The organism is Microbacterium cucumeris (genome assembly GCF_058349845.2).
Map to the genome: position 1 here is coordinate 179333 of NZ_JBYRIZ020000005.1, position 22594 is coordinate 201926.

19 protein-coding genes and 1 tRNA gene are annotated in these 22594 nt (G+C 70.9%); 11 read left to right on the forward strand and 9 right to left on the reverse strand.

Features of this window, described 5'->3' with window-relative positions; translation table 11 throughout:
• Nucleotides 1-37 precede the first annotated feature (37 nt).
• Together uxaC and AC3RXZ_RS14450 are read right to left on the reverse strand one after the other, a co-directional pair.
• On the reverse strand, nt 38-1435 hold the full coding sequence (gene uxaC / locus AC3RXZ_RS14445) for a glucuronate isomerase (protein WP_243232883.1): 1398 nt from the start codon (nt 1433-1435) through the stop codon (nt 38-40).
• Nucleotides 1432-2478 (reverse strand): LacI family DNA-binding transcriptional regulator, encoded by a 1047-nt coding sequence (locus tag AC3RXZ_RS14450; protein ID WP_243232875.1) that lies wholly within the window; start codon nt 2476-2478, stop codon nt 1432-1434. The genes uxaC and AC3RXZ_RS14450 overlap by 4 nt, the downstream gene beginning before the upstream one ends.
• A 119-nt stretch (nt 2479-2597) precedes the next feature.
• Between AC3RXZ_RS14450 and AC3RXZ_RS14455 the strand changes: the two genes are divergently transcribed.
• From AC3RXZ_RS14455 to AC3RXZ_RS14495, 9 genes are read left to right on the forward strand one after another with little or no spacing between them, the layout of a single operon-like run.
• The gene (locus tag AC3RXZ_RS14455) at nt 2598-3452 is read left to right on the forward strand and encodes a sugar phosphate isomerase/epimerase family protein (RefSeq protein ID WP_491494461.1); all 855 of its coding nucleotides are present in this window, start codon (nt 2598-2600) and stop codon (nt 3450-3452) included.
• Nucleotides 3449-4597 (forward strand): Gfo/Idh/MocA family protein, encoded by a 1149-nt coding sequence (locus tag AC3RXZ_RS14460; RefSeq protein WP_491494462.1) that lies wholly within the window; start codon nt 3449-3451, stop codon nt 4595-4597. The genes AC3RXZ_RS14455 and AC3RXZ_RS14460 overlap by 4 nt, the downstream gene beginning before the upstream one ends.
• Nucleotides 4594-5766 carry a mannitol dehydrogenase family protein gene (locus AC3RXZ_RS14465; RefSeq protein WP_243232872.1) on the forward strand — a complete coding sequence of 391 codons (1173 nt, stop codon included), beginning with the start codon at nt 4594-4596 and terminating at the stop codon, nt 5764-5766. Before AC3RXZ_RS14460 ends, AC3RXZ_RS14465 begins: the two co-directional genes overlap by 4 nt.
• On the forward strand, nt 5763-7001 hold the full coding sequence (manD, locus tag AC3RXZ_RS14470; RefSeq protein WP_491494463.1) for a D-mannonate dehydratase ManD: 1239 nt from the start codon (nt 5763-5765) through the stop codon (nt 6999-7001). The genes AC3RXZ_RS14465 and manD overlap by 4 nt, the downstream gene beginning before the upstream one ends.
• Before the next feature lie 29 nt (nt 7002-7030).
• Nucleotides 7031-7885, forward strand: a complete 855-nt coding sequence (locus AC3RXZ_RS14475) for a sugar phosphate isomerase/epimerase family protein (protein WP_243232870.1) — start codon at nt 7031-7033, stop codon at nt 7883-7885.
• 34 nt (nt 7886-7919) lie between these two features.
• Entirely contained in the window at nt 7920-9191 is a 1272-nt protein-coding gene (locus AC3RXZ_RS14480; RefSeq protein ID WP_243232862.1) for an ABC transporter substrate-binding protein, read from the forward strand.
• A gap of 4 nt (nt 9192-9195) precedes the next feature.
• On the forward strand, nt 9196-10182 hold the full coding sequence (locus AC3RXZ_RS14485) for a carbohydrate ABC transporter permease (protein ID WP_491494464.1): 987 nt from the start codon (nt 9196-9198) through the stop codon (nt 10180-10182).
• A complete protein-coding gene (locus tag AC3RXZ_RS14490; RefSeq protein ID WP_243232857.1) occupies nt 10179-11099 on the forward strand; it encodes a carbohydrate ABC transporter permease in 921 nt (306 codons plus the stop codon). The genes AC3RXZ_RS14485 and AC3RXZ_RS14490 overlap by 4 nt, the downstream gene beginning before the upstream one ends.
• Nucleotides 11096-11863 carry a sugar phosphate isomerase/epimerase family protein gene (locus AC3RXZ_RS14495; RefSeq protein WP_243232856.1) on the forward strand — a complete coding sequence of 256 codons (768 nt, stop codon included), beginning with the start codon at nt 11096-11098 and terminating at the stop codon, nt 11861-11863. Before AC3RXZ_RS14490 ends, AC3RXZ_RS14495 begins: the two co-directional genes overlap by 4 nt.
• Before the next feature lie 162 nt (nt 11864-12025).
• On the opposite strand, the gene AC3RXZ_RS14500 is transcribed toward AC3RXZ_RS14495, so the two are convergent.
• From AC3RXZ_RS14500 to AC3RXZ_RS14525, 6 genes are all read right to left on the reverse strand, one after another.
• Nucleotides 12026-13471 (reverse strand): aldehyde dehydrogenase (NADP(+)), encoded by a 1446-nt coding sequence (locus AC3RXZ_RS14500; protein WP_491494465.1) that lies wholly within the window; start codon nt 13469-13471, stop codon nt 12026-12028.
• 1 nt (nt 13472) lies between these two features.
• A complete protein-coding gene (locus AC3RXZ_RS14505) occupies nt 13473-14564 on the reverse strand; it encodes a mandelate racemase/muconate lactonizing enzyme family protein (protein WP_491494466.1) in 1092 nt (363 codons plus the stop codon).
• A complete protein-coding gene (locus tag AC3RXZ_RS14510) occupies nt 14561-15460 on the reverse strand; it encodes a 5-dehydro-4-deoxyglucarate dehydratase (RefSeq protein ID WP_491494467.1) in 900 nt (299 codons plus the stop codon). The genes AC3RXZ_RS14505 and AC3RXZ_RS14510 overlap by 4 nt, the downstream gene beginning before the upstream one ends.
• Nucleotides 15457-16383: an NAD-dependent epimerase/dehydratase family protein gene (locus AC3RXZ_RS14515; protein ID WP_491494468.1), complete on the reverse strand. Its 927-nt coding sequence runs from the start codon at nt 16381-16383 to the stop codon at nt 15457-15459. Before AC3RXZ_RS14515 ends, AC3RXZ_RS14510 begins: the two co-directional genes overlap by 4 nt.
• Nucleotides 16380-17711: a Gfo/Idh/MocA family protein gene (locus AC3RXZ_RS14520; RefSeq protein WP_491494469.1), complete on the reverse strand. Its 1332-nt coding sequence runs from the start codon at nt 17709-17711 to the stop codon at nt 16380-16382. Before AC3RXZ_RS14520 ends, AC3RXZ_RS14515 begins: the two co-directional genes overlap by 4 nt.
• Nucleotides 17712-17871: 160 nt before the next feature.
• Nucleotides 17872-18876 (reverse strand): LacI family DNA-binding transcriptional regulator, encoded by a 1005-nt coding sequence (locus AC3RXZ_RS14525; RefSeq protein WP_491494470.1) that lies wholly within the window; start codon nt 18874-18876, stop codon nt 17872-17874.
• Between the two features lie 94 nt (nt 18877-18970).
• Here AC3RXZ_RS14525 and AC3RXZ_RS14530 point away from each other — a divergent pair, with 94 nt between their 5' ends.
• Entirely contained in the window at nt 18971-20017 is a 1047-nt protein-coding gene (locus AC3RXZ_RS14530) for a M24 family metallopeptidase (RefSeq protein WP_491494471.1), read from the forward strand.
• A 389-nt stretch (nt 20018-20406) separates the two neighbouring features.
• Here AC3RXZ_RS14530 and AC3RXZ_RS14535 read toward each other — a convergent pair whose 3' ends face one another.
• Entirely contained in the window at nt 20407-22305 is a 1899-nt protein-coding gene (locus AC3RXZ_RS14535; RefSeq protein ID WP_491494472.1) for a DUF6807 family protein, read from the reverse strand.
• 149 nt (nt 22306-22454) lie between these two features.
• Here AC3RXZ_RS14535 and AC3RXZ_RS14540 point away from each other — a divergent pair.
• Nucleotides 22455-22546: transfer RNA gene (locus AC3RXZ_RS14540), tRNA-Ser, on the forward strand.
• Nucleotides 22547-22594: the final 48 nt, after the last annotated feature.

Consider the following 22594-nt stretch of genomic DNA (forward strand, 5'->3'; position numbering starts at 1 on the left):
GTCCTCGCTCAACGAGCCGGGAAAGGGGCGGGGAAGGCTAGAGGCGGAACACGCTCCGCGGAATCGTGTCGACGAGGTCGTGAGCGATCGTGTGCGCCTCCTCCTCGCCCAGGCGCCCGGTGACGACGAGAGTCGCCAGCCACCCGGCATCCACGCGCCGCGAGACGTCGTGCCGAGCGGGGATCGACAGGTAGGCACGGGTGTCGTCGATGAAGCCGCTCGTCTTGTAGAACCCTGCGGAGTCGGTGACGCCTTCCCGGAAGCGCCGGATGCCGTCGGGGCTGTCGAGGAACCACCACGGCGCCCCGGCGAAGACCGAGGGGTAGAAGCCGGCGAGCGGCGCGATCTCCCGCGTGAACGAGGTCTCGTCCACGGTGAACAGCACGAGCCGGAACGTCTCGTTCGTGCCGAAGTCCCCGAGCAGCTCGCGCAGCGGCTCGGTGTACCGGGAGAACAGCGGCAGGTCGTGGCCCGTGTCCGGACCGAAGCGCTCGGTGGTGGGGCGGTGGTGGCCGCGCAGCACGCCGGGATGCAGCTGCATCACCAGGCCGTCCTCGCTGGACATGCGCGCCATCTCCCAGAGCATGTGGCGGCGATAGGCGGCTGCGTCCGCGTCCGTCGCCTCGCCGGTCAGGCCCGCGCGGTGGATGCGTTCCAGCTCACCGGCGGACAGCCGTGTGGCCCAGGCATCCACGACGCCCGAGTCCGTCGCCGTCGCTCCTAGGGATCGGAAGTGCGCCCGCCGATCCTCCAGAGCCCGGATGAGGCCGGCGGCCGTCCCGGTGTCGATGCCGCTGACGGCATGAAGCTCGTCGAGGGCGCCGCGCCAGCCGGCCGCGGACGGGTCGAAGAAGCGGTCGGGTCGGAACGTCGGCACGACGCGCCCGGTGAAGGACGTGTCCTCCCGCAGCGCCGCGTGCGCGTCGAGCGGGGCGGCGGGGTCGTCGGTCGTGGCCAGCACTTCGATGTCGAATCGGTCGAACAGGGCGCGGGGGCGGGACCCGTCCTCCGCGATCCAGGCGGCGATCGCATCGAACTGGGCGTCGGCGTTCGCCGCGGACGGATGCTCGTCGAGTCCGATCACGGAATGCAGGGTGTCCTCGAACCAGGCACGGACGGGCGTTCCGGCGAACACGTGCCAGTGCGTCGCGAAACGGCGCCAGATCTCACGCGGTTCGATCTGTGACGATCCGCGGCCCAGTTCGTCGAGGTCGAGCCCGTGGGCGTGCAGCAGACGCAGCACGTAGTGATCGGGGACGATGAGCAGATCGGCCGGGTCCGTGAACGCCTGGTCGTCGCGCAGGAGCGCGGCCTCGACGTGACCGTGCGGCGACAGGATCGGCGCCTCGCGCACGCTCTCGTACAGGGTGCGGGCGAGGGCTCGCGTCGCGGGATCCGCGGGAAGCAGACGATCGGGGGAGGGGGCGAGTCTCACGGGGTGTCCTTCTCGGTCGCGGGCGCGGGGCCGCTGCTCTCGCGGGTGCGCAGGTAGGTGGGCAGGAGGGTGCGCAGTCGCGGGGTGCCGCTCTGCGACAGACGGCTCAGCAGCATGGTGACGGCGACGCGGCCGGCCTCCTCGATCGGGGCCGAGACCGTCGTGAGCGGCGGATGGCAGAAGTCCGACCCGAAGATGTCGTCGGTGCCGACGATCGACAGGTCCTCGGGGACGCGGATGCCGCGCTGGGACAGCCTCTTCAGCATGCCGATCGCCAGCAGGTCGTTGAACACGATGCAGGCCGTGACGTCGCGCGACGCGACGCTGTCCGCCGCCGTGGACCCGGCCGCGGCGTTCGGGGCCCACGGCCCGAGGAAGGTGAGCTCGACGTCGAGATCGGCCGCGGCTTCCTGCAGCGCCTCCCAGCGGCGTGCGCTCGACCACGAGCCCGCCGGTCCCGCCACGTAGGCGATCCGCCGGTGGCCGAGCGAATGCAGGTGCGTGAGTGCCAGGCGGACGCCGGTGGGTGTGTCGATGAGCACGCTCGGCACGTCGGGCAGGTCGCGGTTGACGGTGACGAGCGGCTGCCGGGCCGCCGCGGCGACGAGCTGGTCCTCGTCGAGACGCGAGGCGGCCAGGATCACACCGTCGGCGGACTTGCGCATGACCTCCAGCGTGTCGGCCTCGATCTCACGGGACTCCTCGGTGTCGACGAGCAGCTGCGTGTAACCCGCGGCGCGCAACTGGCGCTGGGCTCCGCGGATCAGGTCGAAGTAGAACGGGTTCGCGATGTCGGGGACGAGCAGGGCGACCGTGCCGGTCCGGCCGGATGCCAGCGAGCGCGCCTGCGAGCTCGGAACGTAGGCGAGCTCAGCGGCCGCCTCCTCGATGCGCTGCCTGGTGACCGCATTCACGCGGGCGGGGTTGCTCAGCGCGCGGGACACCGTGGAGGCCGCGACGCCGGCGAGACGCGCGACGTCCGTGATCGTGGCGGCGCGGCCGGTCGTGCCGGCCGGTCCGGCAGCTGCGTCGGTGTCGGTCATGCGGCGAGCATATCTATTCGCATCACGGAATGGCAACCTTGTGGCAAACGCTTGTCAAACAGTTGCCGTATGGCTACGGTGGTCAGCATCGGAACGAGCCGAGCCAGCAAAGGAATGCGATGTCGCCTGCCCACGCCCCTTCTCCCGCCTGGGATCTCTCAGGCTTCGGAGACGAAGTCGACCCCGATCCGCGCATCCAGTGCGCGGTGCTGCTGGCGCTCGGAGCGCAGCACATCGAGGTGCGCTCGGCGTGGGGGATCAACATCGTCGATCTCGACGACGAGCGTCTCGCCGAGCTGGCCGGCATCATCCGGGAGAACGGTCTCGGCGTCTCGGCGATCGCTTCGCCGATCGGCAAGAGCGACCTCACTGCTCCCGTGGAGGAGGAGCTCGCGCGCCTGGACCGGGCGCTGCGCGCCGCCGACGTGCTCGGCTCTCGCTACATCCGGATCTTCTCCTTCTGGCAGCCCGAGGGCGAACCGGTCGAGCAGATGCGCGAGGAGGTCATGAGACGCCTCGCCCTGTTCGCTCAGCGCGCGCAGGCCGCCGGTGTGACTCTGCTGCACGAGAACGAGAAGCACATCTACGGCGACACCCCCGAGCGCGTGCTCGACATCGTCCGGACGGTCGACTCGCCCGCGCTGCGCCTGGCGTGGGACAACGCGAACTTCGTGCAGGTGGGAGTGCGGCCGTTCACCGAGGCCTTCGCGCTCCTCGCTCCCTACGTCGAGTACCTGCAGGTCAAGGACGCCCGGTTCGACACCGGCGACGTGGTCCCCGCCGGCGACGGCGACGGCGAGCTCGCCGAGACGGTCGCCGGCTTGCGCGATCGCGGCTTCACGGGTTTCGCCTCCCTCGAACCCCACCTCACCGATCAGACCTCCCTGGGCGGCTTCACGGGTCCGCACGGCTACGGCCGCGCGGCCCGGGCCTTCCGCACCCTCACCGACAACGCTGGAGTGACCCTCGCATGAGTACCCTGTCCACCGCCATCATCGGCTGCGGCGTCATCGGACGCACGCATGTCGACGCCGTCCTGCAGCTCGCCGATCGTCTCACGCTGACGGCGCTCGTCGACGTCAGCCGTGATCGCGCCGACGCCCTCGTCGCCGTCGTCGAGGAGCGCACCGGCTCCCGTCCTGCGGTCTTCTCCACCGTCCAGGACCTCGTCGCCGCCGGAGCGCCGCAGCTCGTCGTCGTCGCGACCCCCTCCGGGCTGCACGTCGAGCAGGCCGTCGCCGCGCTCGAGGCCGGGGCGCACGTCCTCATCGAGAAGCCGCTCGACGTCGACCTCGTCCGTGCACGCCGGCTGGCCGCGGCGGCGGACGCGGCGGCCGCCCGCGGCCAGGTATGCAGTGTCATCAGCCAGCACCGCTTCGACCCGTCGAGCCGCATCGTGCACGAGGCGATCGCCGCGGGGAGCTTCGGCCGAGTCACCTCGGGTGTGGCGACCGTGCCGTGGTGGCGCTCGCAGGCCTACTACGACTCGGGCGACTGGCGCGGCACGTGGGCGCTGGACGGCGGAGGCGCGCTCATGAACCAGGGCGTCCACACCGTGGATCTGCTGCTGTGGTTCCTCGGGCGCCCCGTCTCGGTCTCGGCCGAGATCGCGCTGCTCGCCCACGAGGGCGTCGAGGTCGAGGACACCGCCGTCGCGACCGTGACCTTCGACAGCGGGGCGCTCGCCGTGCTCCACGCCACCACCGCTGCCTATCCCGGACTCGGAGTCCGGCTCCAGGTGATGGGGTCCGAGGGCTCGGCGGTCATCTCCCGCGACGCCCTGGAGTACATCCACATCAAGGAGGGCGACGGCGCCGACATGGGGCTGCAGGGATCGGGCAACCAGGCCGATCGCTATGCGGCCGGTTCTGCCTCGGAGGTCGACGCCACCCAGTTCGTCGACGGCCACATCCGTCAATACGACGACCTGCTCGCTGCGATCGACGAGCACCGCGAGCCGCTGCTGACGGTGGACGCCGCACTGCTGGCGCTCGCCGCGGTCCGCGCGGTGTACGTCTCGGCGGTCCTCGGCCGGAAGGTCCTGATCGATGACGTGATCGCCGGCGAGTACGACGACCTCGTCCTGGAAGTGCCGAGCATCGAGGTCCCCGCGGTATGACCGTCCCCGACCGCGCGCCCGTCCGGATCGCCCACCTGGGCCTCGGGGCGTTCCATCGTGCGCACCAGGCCTGGTACACGGAGATCGTGAACCGTGCAGGCGGCGAGCAGTGGGGGATCGCAGCCTTCACCGGACGACGGCCGGATGCCGCGCTCGCGCTGTCCGCTCAGGACTGCCGGTACGACCTCGTGGTGCGAGGCCCGCAGGCGGACGCGGTCGAGCGCATCTCCTCGATCGTGGCCGCCCACGACGGTGCGGACGCCGAGGCCTGGCGCGCCGCGATGACGACGGTCGCCGTGCTCACCGTCACGATCACCGAGGCGGGCTATCGAGCCGACGGCGCGGCGATCGCCCGGATCGTCGACGGTCTGCGCGCGCGTCGAGACGCGGGCGCCGGCCCCATCGCGATCGTCGCCTGCGACAACATCGACCGCAACGGCATCCTGCTCGGCGAGCTCGTACGCGGGGCGGCGGACGCCGGGCTCGTGCCGTGGATCGACGCCGAGGTCTCTTTCGTGTCCTCGGTGGTCGACCGGATCACTCCGGCCGTGGCCGATGCGCTGCCGATCACGGTGAGTGACGATCCCTGCGCGATCGTCACCGAACCCGAGGCGTCCTGGGTCCTGTCCGGCGATTTCCCGGCCGGAAGGCCGGCATGGGAGCTGGCCGGCGCGGAGTTCGTCGACGACATCGCGCCCTACGAGCGCCGCAAGCTCTGGCTGCTGAACGCGGGCCACACCCTGTTGGCCGGGCTCGGGCAGCTGCGCGGCCACACCACGGTCGCCGAGGCGATGACGGACGTGGTCTGCCGCGAGGCCGTGGACGAACTGTGGGAGGACGCCGGGGCGGTGCTGCCGTTCGACGAGACCTCGCTCACCCAGCACCGCGCCGCCATCGTCGCGAGGTTCGAGAACGCGCGCATCCGTCACGCCCTGCGACAGATCGCGACGGATGCCGAGCTCAAGCTGCGCCTGCGCGTGATCCCGGTCATCCGCGCCCGCCTCGCGCGGCATCTGGACGCGGGGCGCGGCGAGATCCGCGCGCTCGCCGCCTGGGCGGCACTGGAGGGTCTCGACACGGACGCCGTCATGCGCCGTTTCGAGCTGGACGAGGTCGTGCGCGCCGAGCTGATCGGCGCGACCGCAGAACTGAAGGGAGTGCACGCATGATCATCGACAGGGCCGAGGTGATCGTCACGAGCCCCGACCGGAACTTCGTGACGTTGAAGCTCACGACGGACGACGGCCTGACCGGTCTCGGGGATGCCACGCTCAACGGGCGCGAGCTCGCGGTCGTCGCGTACCTCACCGAGCACGTGGTCCCTCTTCTGATCGGCCGCGACGCGCACCGCATCGAGGACACCTGGCAGTTCCTGTACCGCTCGGCGTACTGGCGCCGCGGCCCCGTGACGATGGCGGCGATCGCGGCCGTCGACATGGCCCTCTGGGACATCAAGGGCAAGGCCGCGGGCATGCCCGTGTACCAGCTGCTCGGCGGCGCCTCTCGTACCGGCCTGCTCGCCTACGGGCACGCCTCCGGCAAGGAGCTCCCCGAGCTGTTCGACTCCGTGCGCTCCCATCTGGAGCAGGGGTACAAGGCCATCCGCATCCAGACCGGCGTACCAGGCCTCAAGGCTATCTACGGCATCGCGTCGCAGTCGGCCGACACGTTCGGCGGTGAGGCGCGCTACGACCACGAGCCGGCCCGCCGCGGCGCGCGACCGGTCGAGGAGGACTGGGACACCCGGGCGTACCTGCGTCACCTTCCCGGGGTGTTCGAGGCGGTCCGGAACGAGTTCGGGCCCGAGATCCCGCTCCTGCACGACGGGCATCACCGGATGACGCCGATCCAGGCCGCGAGACTCGGCAAGGACCTCGAGCCGCACGACCTGTTCTGGCTCGAGGACTGCACACCGGCCGAGAACCAGGAGGCGCTGCGCCTGGTGCGCCAGCACACCACCACGCCGCTCGCGATCGGCGAGATCTTCAACACCGTGTGGGACTTCAAGGACCTCATCCGCGAGCAGCTCATCGACTACGTGCGCGGCGCGGTCACGCACATGGGCGGGATCAGCGCGCTGCGCAAGACGCTCGAGTACGCCGCGCAGTACCAGATCCGATCCGGGATGCACGGCCCGACCGACATCTCGCCGGTGGGCATGGCCGCGGCGATGCACCTCGGACTGAGCATCCACAACTTCGGCATCCAGGAGTACATGCGCCACGGCGCGAAGACGGATGCCGTGTTCCGGCAGTCCTTCACCTGGCAGGACGGGATGCTGCACCCCGGCGACGCCCCCGGCCTCGGCGTCGAGCTCGACGTCGACGAGGCGGGCAAGTACCCCTACGAGCAGGCCTACCTGCCGTACAACCGGTTGGCGGACGGCACCGTCCACGACTGGTGAGCACCGCACGACGAGAGGAAGACACGAGCATGGCACGGATCGGCATCCAGGCGATGATGCTGAAGAACGCCGTCGCAGAACTCGGGGCGTTCGAGACGTTCCGACGGGCGACGGACATCGGGTATCGCGTCGCGGAGCTGTCGCAGATCCCGCTGACGGGTGAGACGGTCGCAGAGCTGCGTCGCGCCCGGGAGGAACGGGGCGTCGAGTACTGCGCCCTGTCGGCCGCGCTCACGGCGGGCGGCATCAACGACTCGCTGGAGGACGACTTCGACAAGATCGTGGCGGACTGCCGGGCGCTCGGAGCGGACCTCGTCCGGATCGGGATGCTGCCGATCCCGGCGCTGCGCTCGACCGAGGCCGTGCTCGACTTCTGCCGGCGGGCGGATGCCGCAGCCGAACGTCTGAGCGACGAGGGCATCGCGCTGTACTACCACAACCACCATGTCGAGTTCGCGAAGGTCGACGGGCGCTACCTGCTGGAGATCATCGCCGAGAACTCGCCGCACGTCGGCATCGAGCTCGACGCGCACTGGATCGCCCGCGGCGGACTGGACCCCGCCAGGGTCATCGAGCAGTACGCGGGCCGGGTCCGCATGGTGCATCTGAAGGACTACCGCATCGCGCTGCCGGACGCCGCGGCGATCGACGCATTCGAGAGCGGCGATCACGCGGCCTGGGGCGCGGCGTGGAACGGCCTCGTCCAGTTCGCCGAAGTGGGCGAAGGCAACCTCGACTGGCCCGGGATCATCGACGCCGGCATCCGATCCGGAGCCGAATACCTGCTCGTCGAGCAGGACGAGCTCTACGGGCGCACGGTATGGGAGGCGCTCGAGATCTCGCACCGCAATCTCACCCGGCTCGGCTTCGCCGAGCTCTTCTGAAACACCCGCATCACCACGTATCAAGGAGGATCACATGGCACATCGCAGGACTCTCACCGCACTCGCGGGCATCGCCGTCGCAGGACTCGCGCTCGCGGGCTGCGCATCCGGAGACTCGGGGGACTCGGGATCGAGCGGGGACGGCGGACCCGTCACGCTCGAGTTCTGGGCCTGGGGCTCGAACGTCGACAAGCGCGTTGCGGAATGGAACGAGCAGAACCCGGACATCCAGGTGAAGATCTCCGCCCCCGCCGGCGGAGCCGACTTCCCCGTCAAGGTGCTCTCCGCTGTCCGCGCGGGCGAAGGGCCCGACATGGCGCAGGCCGAGTACACCCAGATGCCGACGTACGTCTCGGCGGGCGTCGTGGCCGACGTCGAGTCGGTGCGCGGTGATCTCGAGGAGGCGTACTCCGAGACCACGCTGGACACCGTCACGTTCGACGACACGATCTTCGGCATCCCGCAGGACCTCGGGCCCGCCCTGTTCATGTACCGCACCGACCTCTTCGGCCAGCTCGGCATCGAGCCGGCCCAGACCTGGGACGACTTCCGCGCGCTCGCCGAGCAGGTGCGCTCCCTCCCAGGCGACCACTACCTCGCCAACTTCAGCTCTCTCGACGCCGACCTCTTCATGGGGCTCTCCCTGCAGAACGGCGCGCAGTGGTGGGACTTCGCCGACGGCGAGTGGAAGGTCGACATCGACGACGAGGCCAGCGCCGAGGTGCTGGAGTACTGGCAGGGGCTCGTCGAGGACGACCTCGTCAGCACCTACCCGACCGGCAGCCCGGAGTTCAACGAGGCGACGGCGTCGGGGAAGATCCTCGGGCAGATCGCCGGCGCCTGGGCGCCCGGTCCGCTGCTGAACCAGTATCCGGACACGGTGGGACTCTGGGCCGCCGCCCAGATCCCGCAGTGGGATGCCGGGGAATTGAAGACCTTCGCCCGGGGCGGATCCGCGAACATCGTCCTCGCGGACAGCGAGCACTACGAGGAGTCGGTCGAGTTCCTCACCTGGCTGAACGCCTCGGACGAGGGCGCTGAGGGGCTCGTCGGGATCAACAAATTCACCGCCGCCCTGCACGGTCAGGAGATCGACCGGCCCGCGCCGGAGCTGATCCCCGAGGACGACACGTACTGGCCGACCGCCGCCGAGTCCGCATCGGGCCTGCTGTCCGTGCAGTGGGGACCCAACACGCAGGTCGCGTTCACGGCGCTGAACGACGCCCTGGGTGCCGCGATCGAGTCGGGCGCCTGGGCCGATGTCCTCCCCACGGTGCAGACCACCGTCGAGGGCGATCTGGACTGACGTCATGACCGCACTCCTCCAGGAGGGCAAGCCTGCGGGCGGGGAGGCGACGCGCGCCGTCGTCCTCCCGTCCCGCAAGGCGCGCCGACCGCATCTTCACCGGCACACCGGCTTCGCCTACGCCCTCATGGCGCCGGCGCTGATCATGTTCGCCGTCGTGTTCGTGATCCCGATCTTCTACTCGGGCTGGCTGAGCGTCCGCGGACGCGGAGCGTCCTCGAGCGGTGCCTTCGGCCCGCGTGAGGAGACGTTCGTCGGGCTGTCGAACTACGCGACGGTGCTCGAGGACCCGACGTTCTGGACGAGCCTCGGACATCTGGGCATCTACGCCGTGATCATGGTGCCGCTGCTCATGGGCACCTCGATCCTGCTGGCGCTGCTGCTGGACCTGCCGCGCGCCAAGGCCAAGGCGTTCAGCCGGACGTCGATCTTCCTGCCGTACGGCGTGCCGAGCGTGATCGCGGCATTGATGTGGGGGTTCCTGTACGTCCCCGACATCAGCCCGGTCTACCAGCTGGCGAGCACGTTCGGCGTGCAGCTGCCGAACCTGCTCAGCGGAGACTGGATCTACGTCGGCATCGTCAACGTCGTCCTGTGGGGCGGCATCGGGTTCAACACGGTGATCATCTACACCGCACTGCAGTCGCTCGATCGCTCGCAGATCGACGCCGCGCGCATCGACGGCTGCGGCGAGGGGCGCATCGCCTGGTACATCAAGCTGCCCCACGTCGTGCCGGCCACGGTCGTCACGGGCCTCTTCTCCGTGATCGGCGCGCTGCAGATCTACAGCGAGCCCGCGATGCTCTCGACGCTCACGAACGCGATCGACTCGACGTTCTTCCCGCTCATGCGCGTGTACCGCGACGCGTTCGCGCACGACGATCTCAACTCCGCCGCCGCGGCATCCATCCTCCTGGCGCTCGGGACGGTCCTGCTGTCCCTGCTCGTTCTGGCGGGACGGCGCCTGGCCACACGGAAGGGCGACCGATGACCCTGCTGTCCGCGCGCGAGAAGCGCGCCGCATCCTCCGACTCCCGTCCACCCGCGTACGACCGGCCGGCCGGCACCCGACGACGGGGCGTGCCGATCGCGGCGATCCTGCCGACGACCGTGCTGCTGCTGTCGGCGGTGTACTTCCTGCTCCCCGTGGTGTGGGTGCTGTTCTCCGCCACGAAGTCGTCGGCGGAGCTGTTCACGACCCCGGCGTTCAGCTTCGGCACGGCGCTGTGGGACAACATCGTGGCGCTGTTCACGTACGAGAACGGCGGGTTCGCGAAGTGGCTCGGCAACAGCTTCTTCTACAGCATCGTCGGCGCGCTGGCCTCGACCCTGTTCTCGGCTGGAGCGGGCTACGCGCTGGCGATGTACGAGTTCCGCGGCAAGCACGCCATCATGATCGGGCTGCTCGGCGGCGTCCTGCTGCCGACCATCACGCTCGCGATCCCGCAGTATCTGCTGTTCGCGCAGATCGGGCTCGCCAACACCTACTGGTCGGTGCTGATCCCCACGATGATCACGCCGTTCGGCATCTACCTGGCGTACGTGTTCGCCCGCGCCTCGGTGCCGGTCGAGCTGCTCGAGGCCGCCCGCGTCGACGGATCCAGCGAGTGGCGGACGTTCCGCTCGATCGGGCTGCCGATGCTGCTGCCGGGACTCGTGACCATCTTCCTACTGCAGTTCATCGGCGCGTGGAACAACTTCCTGCTGCCGTACATCATGCTCACGGATTCGGATCTGTTCCCGATCACGGTGTCGATGTACATGATGCTGAACCGCGGCGGCAGCGAGCCCATCCTCTACACCCTCGCGATCGCCGGTGCGGCGGTCGCCATCATCCCGGTCATCGCGTTCGTGCTGGTGCTCCAGCGCTACTGGCGCCTCGACCTCGTCTCAGGGAGTCTCAAGTGACCACTGTCGGACTGATCGGCCCGCGGGCCAACGGCCTCGTCGCACAGCGCGCCGGAGCGGACTACGTCGAACCGACCATCGTCGGCAACGTCATCCTCTTCGACGAGGACGGAACGCCGAGCCTCAACCCGGAGTTCGCGGGCGAGCGGTATCCGTCCTTCGCGATCCTGCTTCCGGGGGACGTGCGGGTCGCCGACCCGGAGTTCGATCTCGACCGGGTGCGGTCGTACTTCGCCGGGGTGTTCCCCGTGCTCGCGCAGGTCGCCGAGCCGGGAGCGAAGATCGTGTTCGGATCGGGTGCCGCGCGGCGCATCCCGGAGGGTGCCGACCGCGCCGCCGCCGAGGCGCGCTTCGCCGAATCGCTCGTGATCGCCCGGGATGCCGCCGCGCAGCACGATCTGCGGGTCATGCTCGAGCCGCTGCACCAGGGCGAGACGAACCTGATCCACACGATCGGCGAGGCCGTGGCCTTCCTGGACGCGCACGGCATCGACGGCGTCCCGGTGGTGGCCGACCTGTTCCACATCGAGCAGGAGGGCGAGCCGCTGGACACGGTCACGGCCCACATCGACCGGATCGGCCACGCGCACATCGCCGACGCCGGCCGGCTCTGGCTGGGCTCGGGTGACGGTCAGTGGCGCGAGTTCGTGGCGACGCTGAGGGATGCCGGCTTCGACGGTCCTGTCTCGCTGGAGTGCAACTGGGGCGACGACCTCGAGACCGAGATCACGGCCTCGGTCGCGGCGCTGCGCGCGCTGCCGTAGCTCCCTCCGTTCGTTGAGCGACACTTCGACTCGCTTCGCTCGCTCAGTGCAGGTCTCCGCGAGTCGAAACGGGGTTGAAGGCGCATGGCGGGTGCCGCGTTTCGACTCCTCGCTGCGCTCGTCGCTCAACGAGCGAGAGAAGCTGGGCGGGACGGGGGAGCGTCAGGCCGGGATGACCAGCGCGCCGTTGCGGCGGTGCGGCACGGACGCCAGCGCGGCGTCGCGCAGCTCGGGCGGCAGCAGTCGCTCGGGCGCGTCCTGGAAGACGACCGGACGCAGGAAGCGGCGGATCGCTGTCGCGCCGACCGAGGTGTGCAGCGAGGTCGTCGCCGGCCACGGTCCGCCATGATGCTGCGACCACGTCACGGCGACGCCGGTCGGCCATCCGGCGAACAGCACGCGCCCGGCTCGCAGCTGCAGCAGCTCCAGCGTCTCGGAGACGTCGTCTCCGTCCTCGGCGTGCAGCGTCGCGGTGAGGCTGCCGGGCACGACGCGCAGCGCCGCGTGCAGGTCGGCCTCGTCGCGATAGCGCACCAGCAGCGTCAGCGGCCCGAACACCTCTTCCAGCAGCGTCTCGGGGCGCGCGGAGACGGCCGCGGCATCTGTCGTCACGACGACCGGACGCGCCCCGTCCGGGGTCTCGGCTCCGTGCGCGATGATCGACGTCGACGCGTCGTCCAGCAGGGTCCGGATGCCGTCGGGGAAGGCCGCCGTGATGCGGTCCGTCAGCAGCGGACCGCCGGCGACGGATCCGACCGCGGTCGCCACGGCATCCTCGAACCCGGCGTCGGACGGGATGAAGACGACGCCCGGCTTCGTGCAGAACTGTCCCGCGCCGAGCGTGAACGATCCGACGAGGCCGGCGGCGAGATCCCGCGCCCGCGCCGTGACCGCGGCGGGCGTGAGGACGACCGGGTTGATGCTGCCCAGTTCGCCGTAGAACGGGATGGGGTCCGGGCGGCCGGTGGCGAGATCGAACAGCGCGCGCCCACCAGACACCGAGCCGGTGAAGCCGGCGGCCTGCACGACGGGATGCCGCACCAGGGCGTTCCCCGCCTCGCGGCCCTCGACGAGGGCGAACGAGCCCTCCGGAGCGCCGGCCGCGCGCAGCGCCTCGGCCACGATCTGGGCGGTGCGCCGCGACAGCTCCGGATGCCCCGAGTGCGCCTTGACGATCACCGGGTTCCCCGCGGCCAGTGCCGAGGCGGTGTCCCCGCCGGCGACCGAGAACGCGAACGGGAAGTTCGAGGCCGAGAACACCGCCACAGGACCCAGCCCCACCAGCCATCGGCGCAGCTCCGGGCGCGGCGGCGTGGCCCCGGCATCCGCATCGTCGACGACGATCTCGCGGAACGAGCCCTCCTCGACGACCGAGGCGAACAGCCGCAGCTGACCGGTCGTGCGAGCCACCTCTCCGGTGAGGCGTGCGGAACCCAGGCGGGTCTCGCGGTCGGCGATCTCGACCAGTTCGGTGACGTTCGCATCGAGGGCATCGGCGATCGCCCGCAGCCATCCGGCCCGCTCGCCCGCGGAGGACGTGCGCCACACGGGCGCCGCCTCGGCCGCGAGCGGGGCGACCTGTTCGAGCTGTTCGGTCGTCGTGGTCATGTCAGGCCTTTCCGGTGAGGACGGGGGAGAAGCGGATGCCGAGACCGATGTGGGCGGTCTCGGTGAGGTGCCCGTCGGAGATCGCGACGGGAGAGGGGTCTTCCAGCGCGCCGAGGGCACCGAAGCCGGCATCCTCGACGTCCTCGGCCCAGGGCTCTGCGACGTTCCCGGGGAGCGTGAGCCCGAGCTGCCCGCTCAGCTCGGGGAGCAGATGCGGGTGCAGCGCCGCACCGTGCTCGGATGCCAGGGCGGCGATGCGCAGGAACGGCGTGATGCCGCCGACGCGGACGATGTTCGGCTGGACGATCTGGGCGGCCCCCGCGCGCAGGAAGTCGGCGAACCGGTGCGCCGTGTGCAGGTTCTCGCCGACGGCGATCGGGACGTCGATGCGGCGGGCGAGCTCGGCGTGACCCGCGAGGTCGTCGGCACGAAGCGGCTCCTCGATCCAGGCCGGATCGAACCGCGAGAGGGCCTCGACCGAGCTCGTGGCGCGGGCGAGATCCCACCGCTGGTTCGCATCGATCATCAGGGCCCGGTCGGGACCGAGAAGCTCGCGCACCGCCTCGACGCGATCGACGTCCTCGGCGATGTCGGGCTTGCCGACCTTGATCTTGACGGCCTCGAAGCCGGAGTCGATCCAGCGCTGCACCTGGGCCAGCAACTCGTCCTGCGTGTAGTGCAGGTTGACGCCGGAGCCGTAGGCGCGCACCCGATTCCGTTTCCGGCCGATCAGCGCGGACACCGGCAGATCGCGCGCACGCGCCGCGGCATCCCAGAGCGCCAGGTCGAGCCCTGCGAGCGCGATCGTCGTGAGGCCGCCACCGCCCGCCTCGTGCAGATGCTCCCACAGACCCTGCCAGGCCTCGCCCGGCTCGGCGGAGCGGTCGATCGCTGCTGTCGCGATGTCGTCCGACAGCAGGGCGTGCACGGCCGAGGCGCCGATCTGCGGCGTCCACGAGAAGCCCCAGCCCTCGACGCCGTCCGAGCGCACGACGTGCGTCGCGACGACCCCCACCGACGTCACGTCGGCCGCCCAGGGGCGCGTCAGCGCGACCCGCTGCGGACGGGTGGAGAAGCGGGCGATCGTGGTCACAGCAGGGCGCGTCCGGCGTCGAGGATCTCGGCCAGGCGCTGCTCCTGCGCCGGCGACGGATCCACCAGCGGCGCGCGGACCGAGCCGACGGGCAGTCCGGCCAGGCGCAGGCCGGTCTTGATGAGCGAGACACCGAACCCGGGGGTCTCGTCGCGCAGGCTGACCAGCGGACGGTAGAAGCCGTCGAGTATCTCGAGGCGCCGCGCCTCGTCGCCGTCGACGTACGCCCGGTAGAACGCGTTCGCCACCTCGGGGATCATGGCGAACGCCGCCGACGAGTACAGCGGAACGCCGATCCCGCGATAGGCGCCCTGGGTCAGCTCGGCCGTGAGAAGACCGTTGAAGAACGCGAAGTCCGCGCGCCCGGACTCGGCCACGGCACGGACGATGAGCTGGGTGGTGCCGATGTCGCCCGTGCCGTCCTTGAAGCCGACGACCTTCGGGTTGGCGGCCAGGGTGCGCATGGTGTCGACCGAGTACTGTGCCGCCCCTCGGTGATAGACGATGACCGGGAGATCGGATGCTGCGGCGATCGCCTGGACGTAGGCGATGAGCCCCGCCTGCGTCCCGCCCACGAGGTACGGCGGCAGCACGAGCAGACCGTCCGCGCCGGCATCCGCCGCTGCCTTCGCGACCTCGACGGCGTGGCCGAGCTGCCCGCCGGCGCCCGCGATCACCGGCACGCGACCCGCGACGGCCGACACGGCGGTGCGGGTGACCGCGGCGGCCTCGGCCGCCGAGAGCGCATGGAACTCGCCGGTCCCGCATGCCGGGAAGACGCCCCCCGCCCCGGCGTCCACACCGCGGGCGACGTGCTCGGCGAGCAGGCCGTGCTCGATCGTGCCCGTCGCGGTGAAGGGCGTGACGGGGAAGAACAGGATGCCGTCGAAGTTCATGAGAGGCCTTTCGTCAGGAGGGCGTCCGCACTCGCGAGCTCGGTGCGCCAGTCGTGCTGCGGACGCCAGCCGAGCAGGCGCTCGGCCTTCGCGCTCGAGAACGCCGGGCGCGTGCCGGTCAGCTCGGCGGCGGCCGGAGCGGTGCCGGGATGGAAGCGGGGCAGGAGGTCCGCCAGCGGTTCGCGGGCGAGCGCGTCGGCGGCGCCGACGAAGAAGACCTCGCCGTTGGGGATGTCGTCGAGGCCGTCCAGCAGTGTGTGGGCGAAACCCGCGACATCGCGTGCGTCGACGTAGTTGAACAGTGCCGGCGCGGACAGCGCCGGGTCGTCGAGGCGCTCGCGGACGGTGTGACCCTGCTGCGTCGGTGCGCCCGCCCATTCCTCGGGGGCGATGACGTAGCACGGGCGGAAGGCTGCGAACCGGGTGGTGTCGCCGGTCTGGCGACGCAGCATGCCGAGCGTGTCCTCGATGAGGAGCTTCGACAGCGCGTAGGCGTTCCACGGCCGGGTCGGCGTCTGCTCGTCCAGCGGCAGCCGGTCGACGCTCCAGCCGGTGGGGCAGCCGTAGCCGAGCACGGTCGGACTCGACGCCGCGACGATCTTCGGGATGCCGGCCTGCACGGCTCCCTGCAGCACCGAGACGGCGAGGCCCGCGTTGGTGCGCATGATGACGTCCTCGGGGGCGCTGAACGGCACGGCGATCGCGGCGAGGTGGATGAGGGCGTCGGCGTGCGCGTCCGCGAGGACGGATGCCGCGGCATCCGCGTCGGACAGGTCCAGCGCGATCTGCGTGATGCCGTCCTGATCGAGCTCGGGGGCGTTCGCGCGGTCCAGGGAGAGGATCTCGTGGCCGAAACCGGCGAGGCCGGTGACGAGGCTGCGGCCGAGCCGTCCCGCGCCGCCGGTGATCACGATGCGGCTCATACCCGTGCCGTCCCTTCGAGCAGGCGGATGCCGAGGTCCGCGACCTGGACGGGCATCCCCGTCGTGAGCGACTGGTTGCCGGCGATGCCGACGGCGATCGAACGGACCCCGTCGCCCCAGTCCGCGGGCCGCGCGAGAGGATCGTCGCCCGGGCCCTCGAAAACGTCGGAGAGCAGAAGCGCGTCGCCGCCGCCGTGTCCGCCCTCGCCGCGGATGATCGGCACCTCGCGAGCGGCCTCCCAGTGCTTCTGCACGATCAGGCGCTCGCCCTCGGGACGCAGGGCGGTCGCGGCGTCGGAGCCGGACAGGCTCGGGTCGAGGCTCGGATGCAGGCCCTCGCCGGCCAGCACGGCACCCCGCTCGACGACCTCGAGCTCGGCGCGGCCGTGCGTGCCGTTGACGGCGACGCGGTAGCCCTCCCACGGTGCATGGGCGTTGAGCGAGTAGGACAGCGTCGCGCCGGAGGCGTAGTCGACGATGAGGGCGAGGTTGTCCTCGATCGTGATGCCGCCCGCGAACACGTCGCGGTCGCGGATGTAGCCGTCGTGCTTCTCGGCATCCAGATACAGGGCCTTCAGCCGCGGATCGTCGCGCAGGTCGAGCTCGAACAGGTCGCCGCCGTCGTGGGTGCCGCGCTCGGGGCGGTCGGTGAGCCCGCGGGAGGCCGCGTTCTCGGCGCCGTAGAAGCGCAGTCCGCCGGAGGCGTACACGCGCCGCGGCTCGGAGCGCAGCCACCAGTTGACGAGATCGAAGTGGTGACTGGACTTGTGCACCAGCAGCCCGCCCGAGTTCGCCTTCTGGCGGTGCCAGCGACGGAAGTAGTCCGCGCCGTGCTTGGTGTCCAGCATCCACGAGAAGTCGATCGACGTGATCTCTCCGATCTCGCCGTCCTGCAGCAGCTGTCGCAACGCGCTGTTGCGCGGGGAGTAGCGGTAGTTGAAGGTCAGCACCACCTGGCGCCCGGTGCGTTCGACGGCCTCCTCGATGCGCGCGGCGCTCGGGGCGTCGACGGTCAGCGGCTTCTCGACGACGACGTCAGCGCCGGCCTCGAGGGAGCGGACGATGAGCTCGGCGTGCAGGTCGTCGCGGGCGCAGATGATGACCCGCTCCACGCGCTCCTCGCGGATGACCTCCTCGAGACCGTCGGGGCCGGACACCCGCGGGGCCGCGGCGCCCGCGGCGGCGATGCGGTCGAGGTAGTACTGCGCGCGTGCGGGGTTCGGCTCGACGATCGCCACGAGGTCGGCGCGATCGCGGTGCTCGCCGAGGATCGCATCGACGTACATCTGGGCGCGGTGGCCGGCACCGGCGATGGCGTAGCGCGTCATTGAGGTTCCGCTCTCCCGTCAGGAAACGTTTTCTCAACCGTAGCACAGCACTCTCGTCCTCGCCCGTGCCCCTCGCCTCGCCCTCGCCCTCGCCCGCGAGACTTGGTTTGCGGAGCGACGCTTGGTCAGCTGAGCCAAGCCTCGCGCTGCAAACCAAGTCTCACGGCTGGGCGAGGGGAGGGGCGGTGGTCTCCCGGACGACCAGCGCCGGAACGACGGTGGATGCCGCGATCGGTGTGCCGCCCTCGAGAAGAGCGTGCATCGCCTGCCATGCCTGCGCGCCCAGGTCGGATGCCGGAACGGCTGCCGTCGTCAGGGGAGGCGTCGCGTTGGCGGCGAAGGGGATGTTGTCGAAGCCGGCGATCGAGAGGCGCTCGGGCACGTCGATGCCGCGGGAGCGGAGCGCCGACAGCAGGCCGAGCGCGACGAGGTCGTTGAAGGCGAGGACGCCCGTCGCACCCGATGCGAGGACGGGATCGGCGGCTGCGGCGCCGCTGTCGAAGTCGACGCCGGTCGGGATCTCGTCGATGCGCAGATCTGCGATCTCGGCGACGGCCCGTGCGATCGCGTCCTGGCGGGCGCGATGGGAGGCGCTGCGCTCGGAGCCGGCGAGATAGGCGAGGTGGCGATGACCGAGCCCGGTCAGGTGCTCGATGATCTCGCGCAGCCCGGCGCCGTAGTCGGCCGCGACGACCGGGGTGTCGGGCTGGGGTGAGCGGTTGATCACGACGGCGGGGGAGAGGTCGGGCAGCAGTTCCTGCAGCTCGTCCTCGGGCATGCGTGGCGCGCACAGGACGATGCCGTCCGTGCGCAGACGGGTGGTGCGGACGAGTGCGCGCTCGTTGTCGAGGTCTTCCACCGAGTCGGCGATGAGAACGTGGTACCCGTCGGTCGAGGCCGCGCGGCTGAGGCCGCGGAGGATGGCCTGGTAGGTGGGGTTCTCGAGGTCGGGGATCACGACGGCGACCGTCTGCGTGCGGCCGAGGACGAGACTGCGCGCGAGCGGGTTGGCGGTGTAGCCGAGCTCGGCGGCCGCGGCCTTCACGCGCTCGACGAGCGCCGGATCGACGGTGGGGTTGTCGTTCATGGCGCGGGACACCGTCGACAGCGAGACGCCGGCGAGCTTCGCGACGTCGGTGATCCGCGTCCGTGTCGAGCGGACCATCGCTCACCCTCCGTTCTCGCGCGTGGCGCGACCCACGCCATCGTAGCGACTATCGTGTGAGAAAACGTTTCCGGAACGACGGCAGGAGATCGCGATGGCGGGATCGGACCACGACCGCAGGGTCAAGCAGGAGCGATTGGCGCGGGTGCGCGTGACGGCGGGCGCCCCGCTCGTGCTCGCTTCCCACGAGGCGGTGTCCTGGTATCTCGACGGCGTGCGCACGCATGTCTCGCTCGCCGGTCCGCCGGTGCTCGCCGTCCGGGTCGAGGATGCCGGGGACGCGCTGTTCATCGCCGAGAACGAGGCCGACCGGCTGGTCGCCGAGGAACTCCTGCCCGCTGACGCGGAGCGGATCGTGCGCGTGCCGTGGCAGACGTCTCCGGCCGAGGCGGCGCTCGCAGCCGGTGCCGCGGTGCCGGAGGCCTCCGTCGCCGCGGAGCTGCGCGCGGCTCGTGCATCGCTGCTGCCGGGGGAGCGCGACCGCTACCGCGCGCTCGGACGGGATGCCGCCGAGGTGCTGACGGAGGTGCTCTCGCGGGTGAATCCCGAGGACGTCGAGCAGGCGGTGGCGGCGTCGGTGGCGGCCGGGCTCGTCGCGCGCGGCATCGATCCGCTGGTGATCCTCGTCGCCGGGCGCGAGCGCCTTCCGTTCCGGCATCCGCTCCCGACGACGGCGGCGCTGGGCGAGCGCGCCATGGTGGTCGTGTGCGGACGGCGCCATGGTCTGATCGCGAACATCACCCGCTGGGTCGGTGCGGATGCCGCGGACGAGCGCATCCTCGCGGTCGAGCGCGCCTTCCTCGATGCGTCCGTCCCCGGGCGTCCCCTTGACGAGGCGTTCGGCGAGGGGATCGCCGCCTACGGCGCGCACGGGTTCGACGCGGAGGAATGGCGGCGGCATCACCAGGGCGGTCCGACGGGTTACGCGGGCCGAGACCCGCGGGCGACAAGGGCGACGACGGATGCGCTCGCCGAATGGCAGGCGTTCGCGTGGAACCCGACGGCGCCCGGAGTGAAGGTCGAGGACACGCTGCTGCGCACTCCGGACGGCTGGGAGGCGCTGACGCTCGACGAGCGCTGGCCGACGATCACGCACGACGGCCTGGAGCGGCCCGTAGCGCTCCCGTACGGCGCGGTCTAGTCTCCTCACCTCGCTCCTCGAGCGAGGCCGGCGCACGCGTCCCTGCCCCTTCCGCTCCCGCCCCCCTCCGCTCGTTGAGCGAGGACGGCGCAGCCCGCGTGTCCCTTTCCGCTCGTTGAGCGAGGACGGCGCAGCCCGCGTGTCCCTTTCCGCTCGTTGAGCGAGGACGGCGCAGCCGCCCGAGTCGAAACGGGCCGACGTCTGAGCAACGCTCGCCGCTTCCCGTTTTCTTCCGCTCCCGCCCCCGCCTTCCGCTCGTTGAGCGAGGCCGGCGCAGCCCTCGTGTCCCCTTCCGCTCGTTGAGCGAGGACGGCGCAGCCGGCCGAGTCGAAACGGGCCGACGACGGAACAACGCTCCCCGTGTTCTGCCTCGCTCCCTCGCCGACAGCTCAATCGAGAAGCGCTGCGACCTCGGCATCCGTCAGCCGGCCGTCGGCGACGACGCCGCGGAAGGACAGGGTGACGGCTTCTCCGGCATCCAGGATCACCGGCCGGTCCCAGGCCAGAGCCGAACCGATCCCGGGGTAGTCCGTCACGCGCACGAACCACGGCCGGCGCTCCTCGGAGGCCAGCGCGACAGTCGCCTCGCCGTCCGGGAAGCGCGCGCTGAAGGCGATCCAGTCCGACTCGGTCCCGTGCACGGCGTCCTCGCCGGCCGCATCCGCGGTGCGCACGTCGACGTCGGATGCCGGGGGGAACCGCCACGAGAAGCCGCCGTAGCCGCCACCCGCGCGGCCGTGCGACCCGGGACTGCCCAGCTCGATGTCCGAGATGGCCCGCAGCGTCGTCTCGGTCCGAAACGTCCACGCCCGCGGATCGGATGCTTCGGCGAACCGCCAGGTCGTTCGCTCCTGCAGCAGCACGGCGCCGTCGGGGGCGAGCCAGTCCGCGGTCGCCGCGAATCCGTCGGCCGTGCGCTCGAACGAGGTCGTCGCGATGCGGCCGTGATCGTCGAGCCAGCGGTATCCGGCGTCCGCGGTGTAGGTCGGACCGCCCCAGAGGTTCACGCCGCCGGCGTGCTGGATCGCGACCGAGACGCCCAGGTGCCAGTCGTGGTCGGCCGGATGCGCATCGGTGACGACGACACCCGCCGGGGTGCGGACAGGGTGCAGGAACGGCCGGGGGCCGGAGGTCGGGGTCACGGCCGATCCGTCGTCTCGCACCGCGATCACGTGGTCGCCGAGCAGGAGGTCCTCGGTGGCCCCGTCGGCCGTCTCAGGCGCGAACGGCGCACGGACCTCGCGGAAGAGGGCGCCGGCGCGGGCGGTGCGCTCGACCCATTCCCCGATGTCGTCGACGGCGATCCGGTCGGAGAGGACGGTGAAGGCGGCATCCGGGATCCGGACGGGATCCTCGGCGGTGCGGACGGCCTCGAGGACCTCCATGTAGGCGCCCGTGTCGACGAGAGCGGACAGCTGCGGGACGCCATGATCGAGATGGTCGAGGAACTGCTCGAACAGCTCGACGCGTCCCGGCCGGGAGACCCGCCCGTCGGGATAGGTGAGGACGTCGTCGGTGTAGGAGAACAGGACGTCCGCGGACGCCGTGCGCACCTCGATCAGCGGCTGGTGCTGGGCCGGCCCTGCCAGGGTCAGGGCCGCCGAGACGACCCGGCCGTCGGAGAGCGTGATCCGGACGCTGGAGGTGTCGTCGGCTTCGATGTCGTTGGCGCGGTACAGCTCGAGCTCGACGCGCCCGATGTCCTCGCGGCGGCGTGCACCGGCGATGTGCAGGGCGGTGGCGACGGCGTGCGAGAGGGCGTTGGTGAGGACGCCGTCCACGACGGGCTGTCCGTTCAGGGTGCGCCTGCCCGCCCAGGCCGAGCGTGTCCAGTAGGCGAACTCGCGGCTCCAGTTCGCCCAGGTCGCCACCGATGTGGCGCCGCCGAGCTCGGCGATCTCGGCGAGCGCGTGCGAGCCGAAGCTCTGGAACCCGACCTGCACCGTGCGGCCGGTCCGCTTCTGCAGGGCGAGCAACTCCTCGAACTGGTCCATCGTGGCGACCGGTGGCTTCTCGAGGTAGACGTCGCTGCCGTGCTCGAGCGCGCGCGCCGCGAGGCCGAAGTGCGTGTTGGTCGGGGTGGCCACGATGACGATGTCAGGCCGGATGCCGGTGGCGAGAGCGGCGTCCAGGTCCGGCCAGCTCGCGGCATCCGATCCGAAGCCCTCGGCCGGTCCGCCCTTGGGGTCGACGAGACCGATCAACTCGACGCGGTCGCCGAGGCGCTCGAGGTTGCGCAGGTGGACGTGGCCGTAGCCGTGGGCGCCGACGAGGAGGACGGTGGTCATGCGGATTCCTTCGCGGTGCGGGATGCTTCGATGCGATCCGTGCCAGCATATCGGAAAGCGCTTACCAAGTCACGGTCGCCGGGTGGTTCGTGGTGGCTGGCCGGAGCGGTTATGATGGCATGACGCGTCCGCGCCTCGGCCGGATGCTTGGAGACGTCGCATAGTCAGGCCTAGTGCACCACCCTGCTAAGGTGGAGTCCCCTCACGGGGACCGAGGGTTCAAATCCCTCCGTCTCCGCCACAAAAACCCTGGTCGTGAGCCATTTCCTAATCGAAACGTTTCGTATAC

What these genes read in the sequence shown, in the direction of transcription:
- AC3RXZ_RS14450 (WP_243232875.1), bottom strand. Translation starts at nt 2,478, where the DNA reads ATGACCGACACCGACGCAGCTGCCGGACCGGCCGGCACGACCGGCCGC.
- AC3RXZ_RS14455 (WP_491494461.1), top strand. Translation starts at nt 2,598, where the DNA reads ATGTCGCCTGCCCACGCCCCTTCTCCCGCCTGGGATCTCTCAGGCTTC.
- AC3RXZ_RS14460 (WP_491494462.1), top strand. Translation starts at nt 3,449, where the DNA reads ATGAGTACCCTGTCCACCGCCATCATCGGCTGCGGCGTCATCGGACGC.
- AC3RXZ_RS14465 (WP_243232872.1), top strand. Translation starts at nt 4,594, where the DNA reads ATGACCGTCCCCGACCGCGCGCCCGTCCGGATCGCCCACCTGGGCCTC.
- manD (WP_491494463.1), top strand. Translation starts at nt 5,763, where the DNA reads ATGATCATCGACAGGGCCGAGGTGATCGTCACGAGCCCCGACCGGAAC.
- AC3RXZ_RS14475 (WP_243232870.1), top strand. Translation starts at nt 7,031, where the DNA reads ATGGCACGGATCGGCATCCAGGCGATGATGCTGAAGAACGCCGTCGCA.
- AC3RXZ_RS14480 (WP_243232862.1), top strand. Translation starts at nt 7,920, where the DNA reads ATGGCACATCGCAGGACTCTCACCGCACTCGCGGGCATCGCCGTCGCA.
- AC3RXZ_RS14485 (WP_491494464.1), top strand. Translation starts at nt 9,196, where the DNA reads ATGACCGCACTCCTCCAGGAGGGCAAGCCTGCGGGCGGGGAGGCGACG.
- AC3RXZ_RS14490 (WP_243232857.1), top strand. Translation starts at nt 10,179, where the DNA reads ATGACCCTGCTGTCCGCGCGCGAGAAGCGCGCCGCATCCTCCGACTCC.
- AC3RXZ_RS14500 (WP_491494465.1), bottom strand. Translation starts at nt 13,471, where the DNA reads ATGACCACGACGACCGAACAGCTCGAACAGGTCGCCCCGCTCGCGGCC.
- AC3RXZ_RS14510 (WP_491494467.1), bottom strand. Translation starts at nt 15,460, where the DNA reads ATGAACTTCGACGGCATCCTGTTCTTCCCCGTCACGCCCTTCACCGCG.
- AC3RXZ_RS14515 (WP_491494468.1), bottom strand. Translation starts at nt 16,383, where the DNA reads ATGAGCCGCATCGTGATCACCGGCGGCGCGGGACGGCTCGGCCGCAGC.
- AC3RXZ_RS14520 (WP_491494469.1), bottom strand. Translation starts at nt 17,711, where the DNA reads ATGACGCGCTACGCCATCGCCGGTGCCGGCCACCGCGCCCAGATGTAC.
- AC3RXZ_RS14525 (WP_491494470.1), bottom strand. Translation starts at nt 18,876, where the DNA reads ATGGTCCGCTCGACACGGACGCGGATCACCGACGTCGCGAAGCTCGCC.
- AC3RXZ_RS14530 (WP_491494471.1), top strand. Translation starts at nt 18,971, where the DNA reads ATGGCGGGATCGGACCACGACCGCAGGGTCAAGCAGGAGCGATTGGCG.
- AC3RXZ_RS14535 (WP_491494472.1), bottom strand. Translation starts at nt 22,305, where the DNA reads ATGACCACCGTCCTCCTCGTCGGCGCCCACGGCTACGGCCACGTCCAC.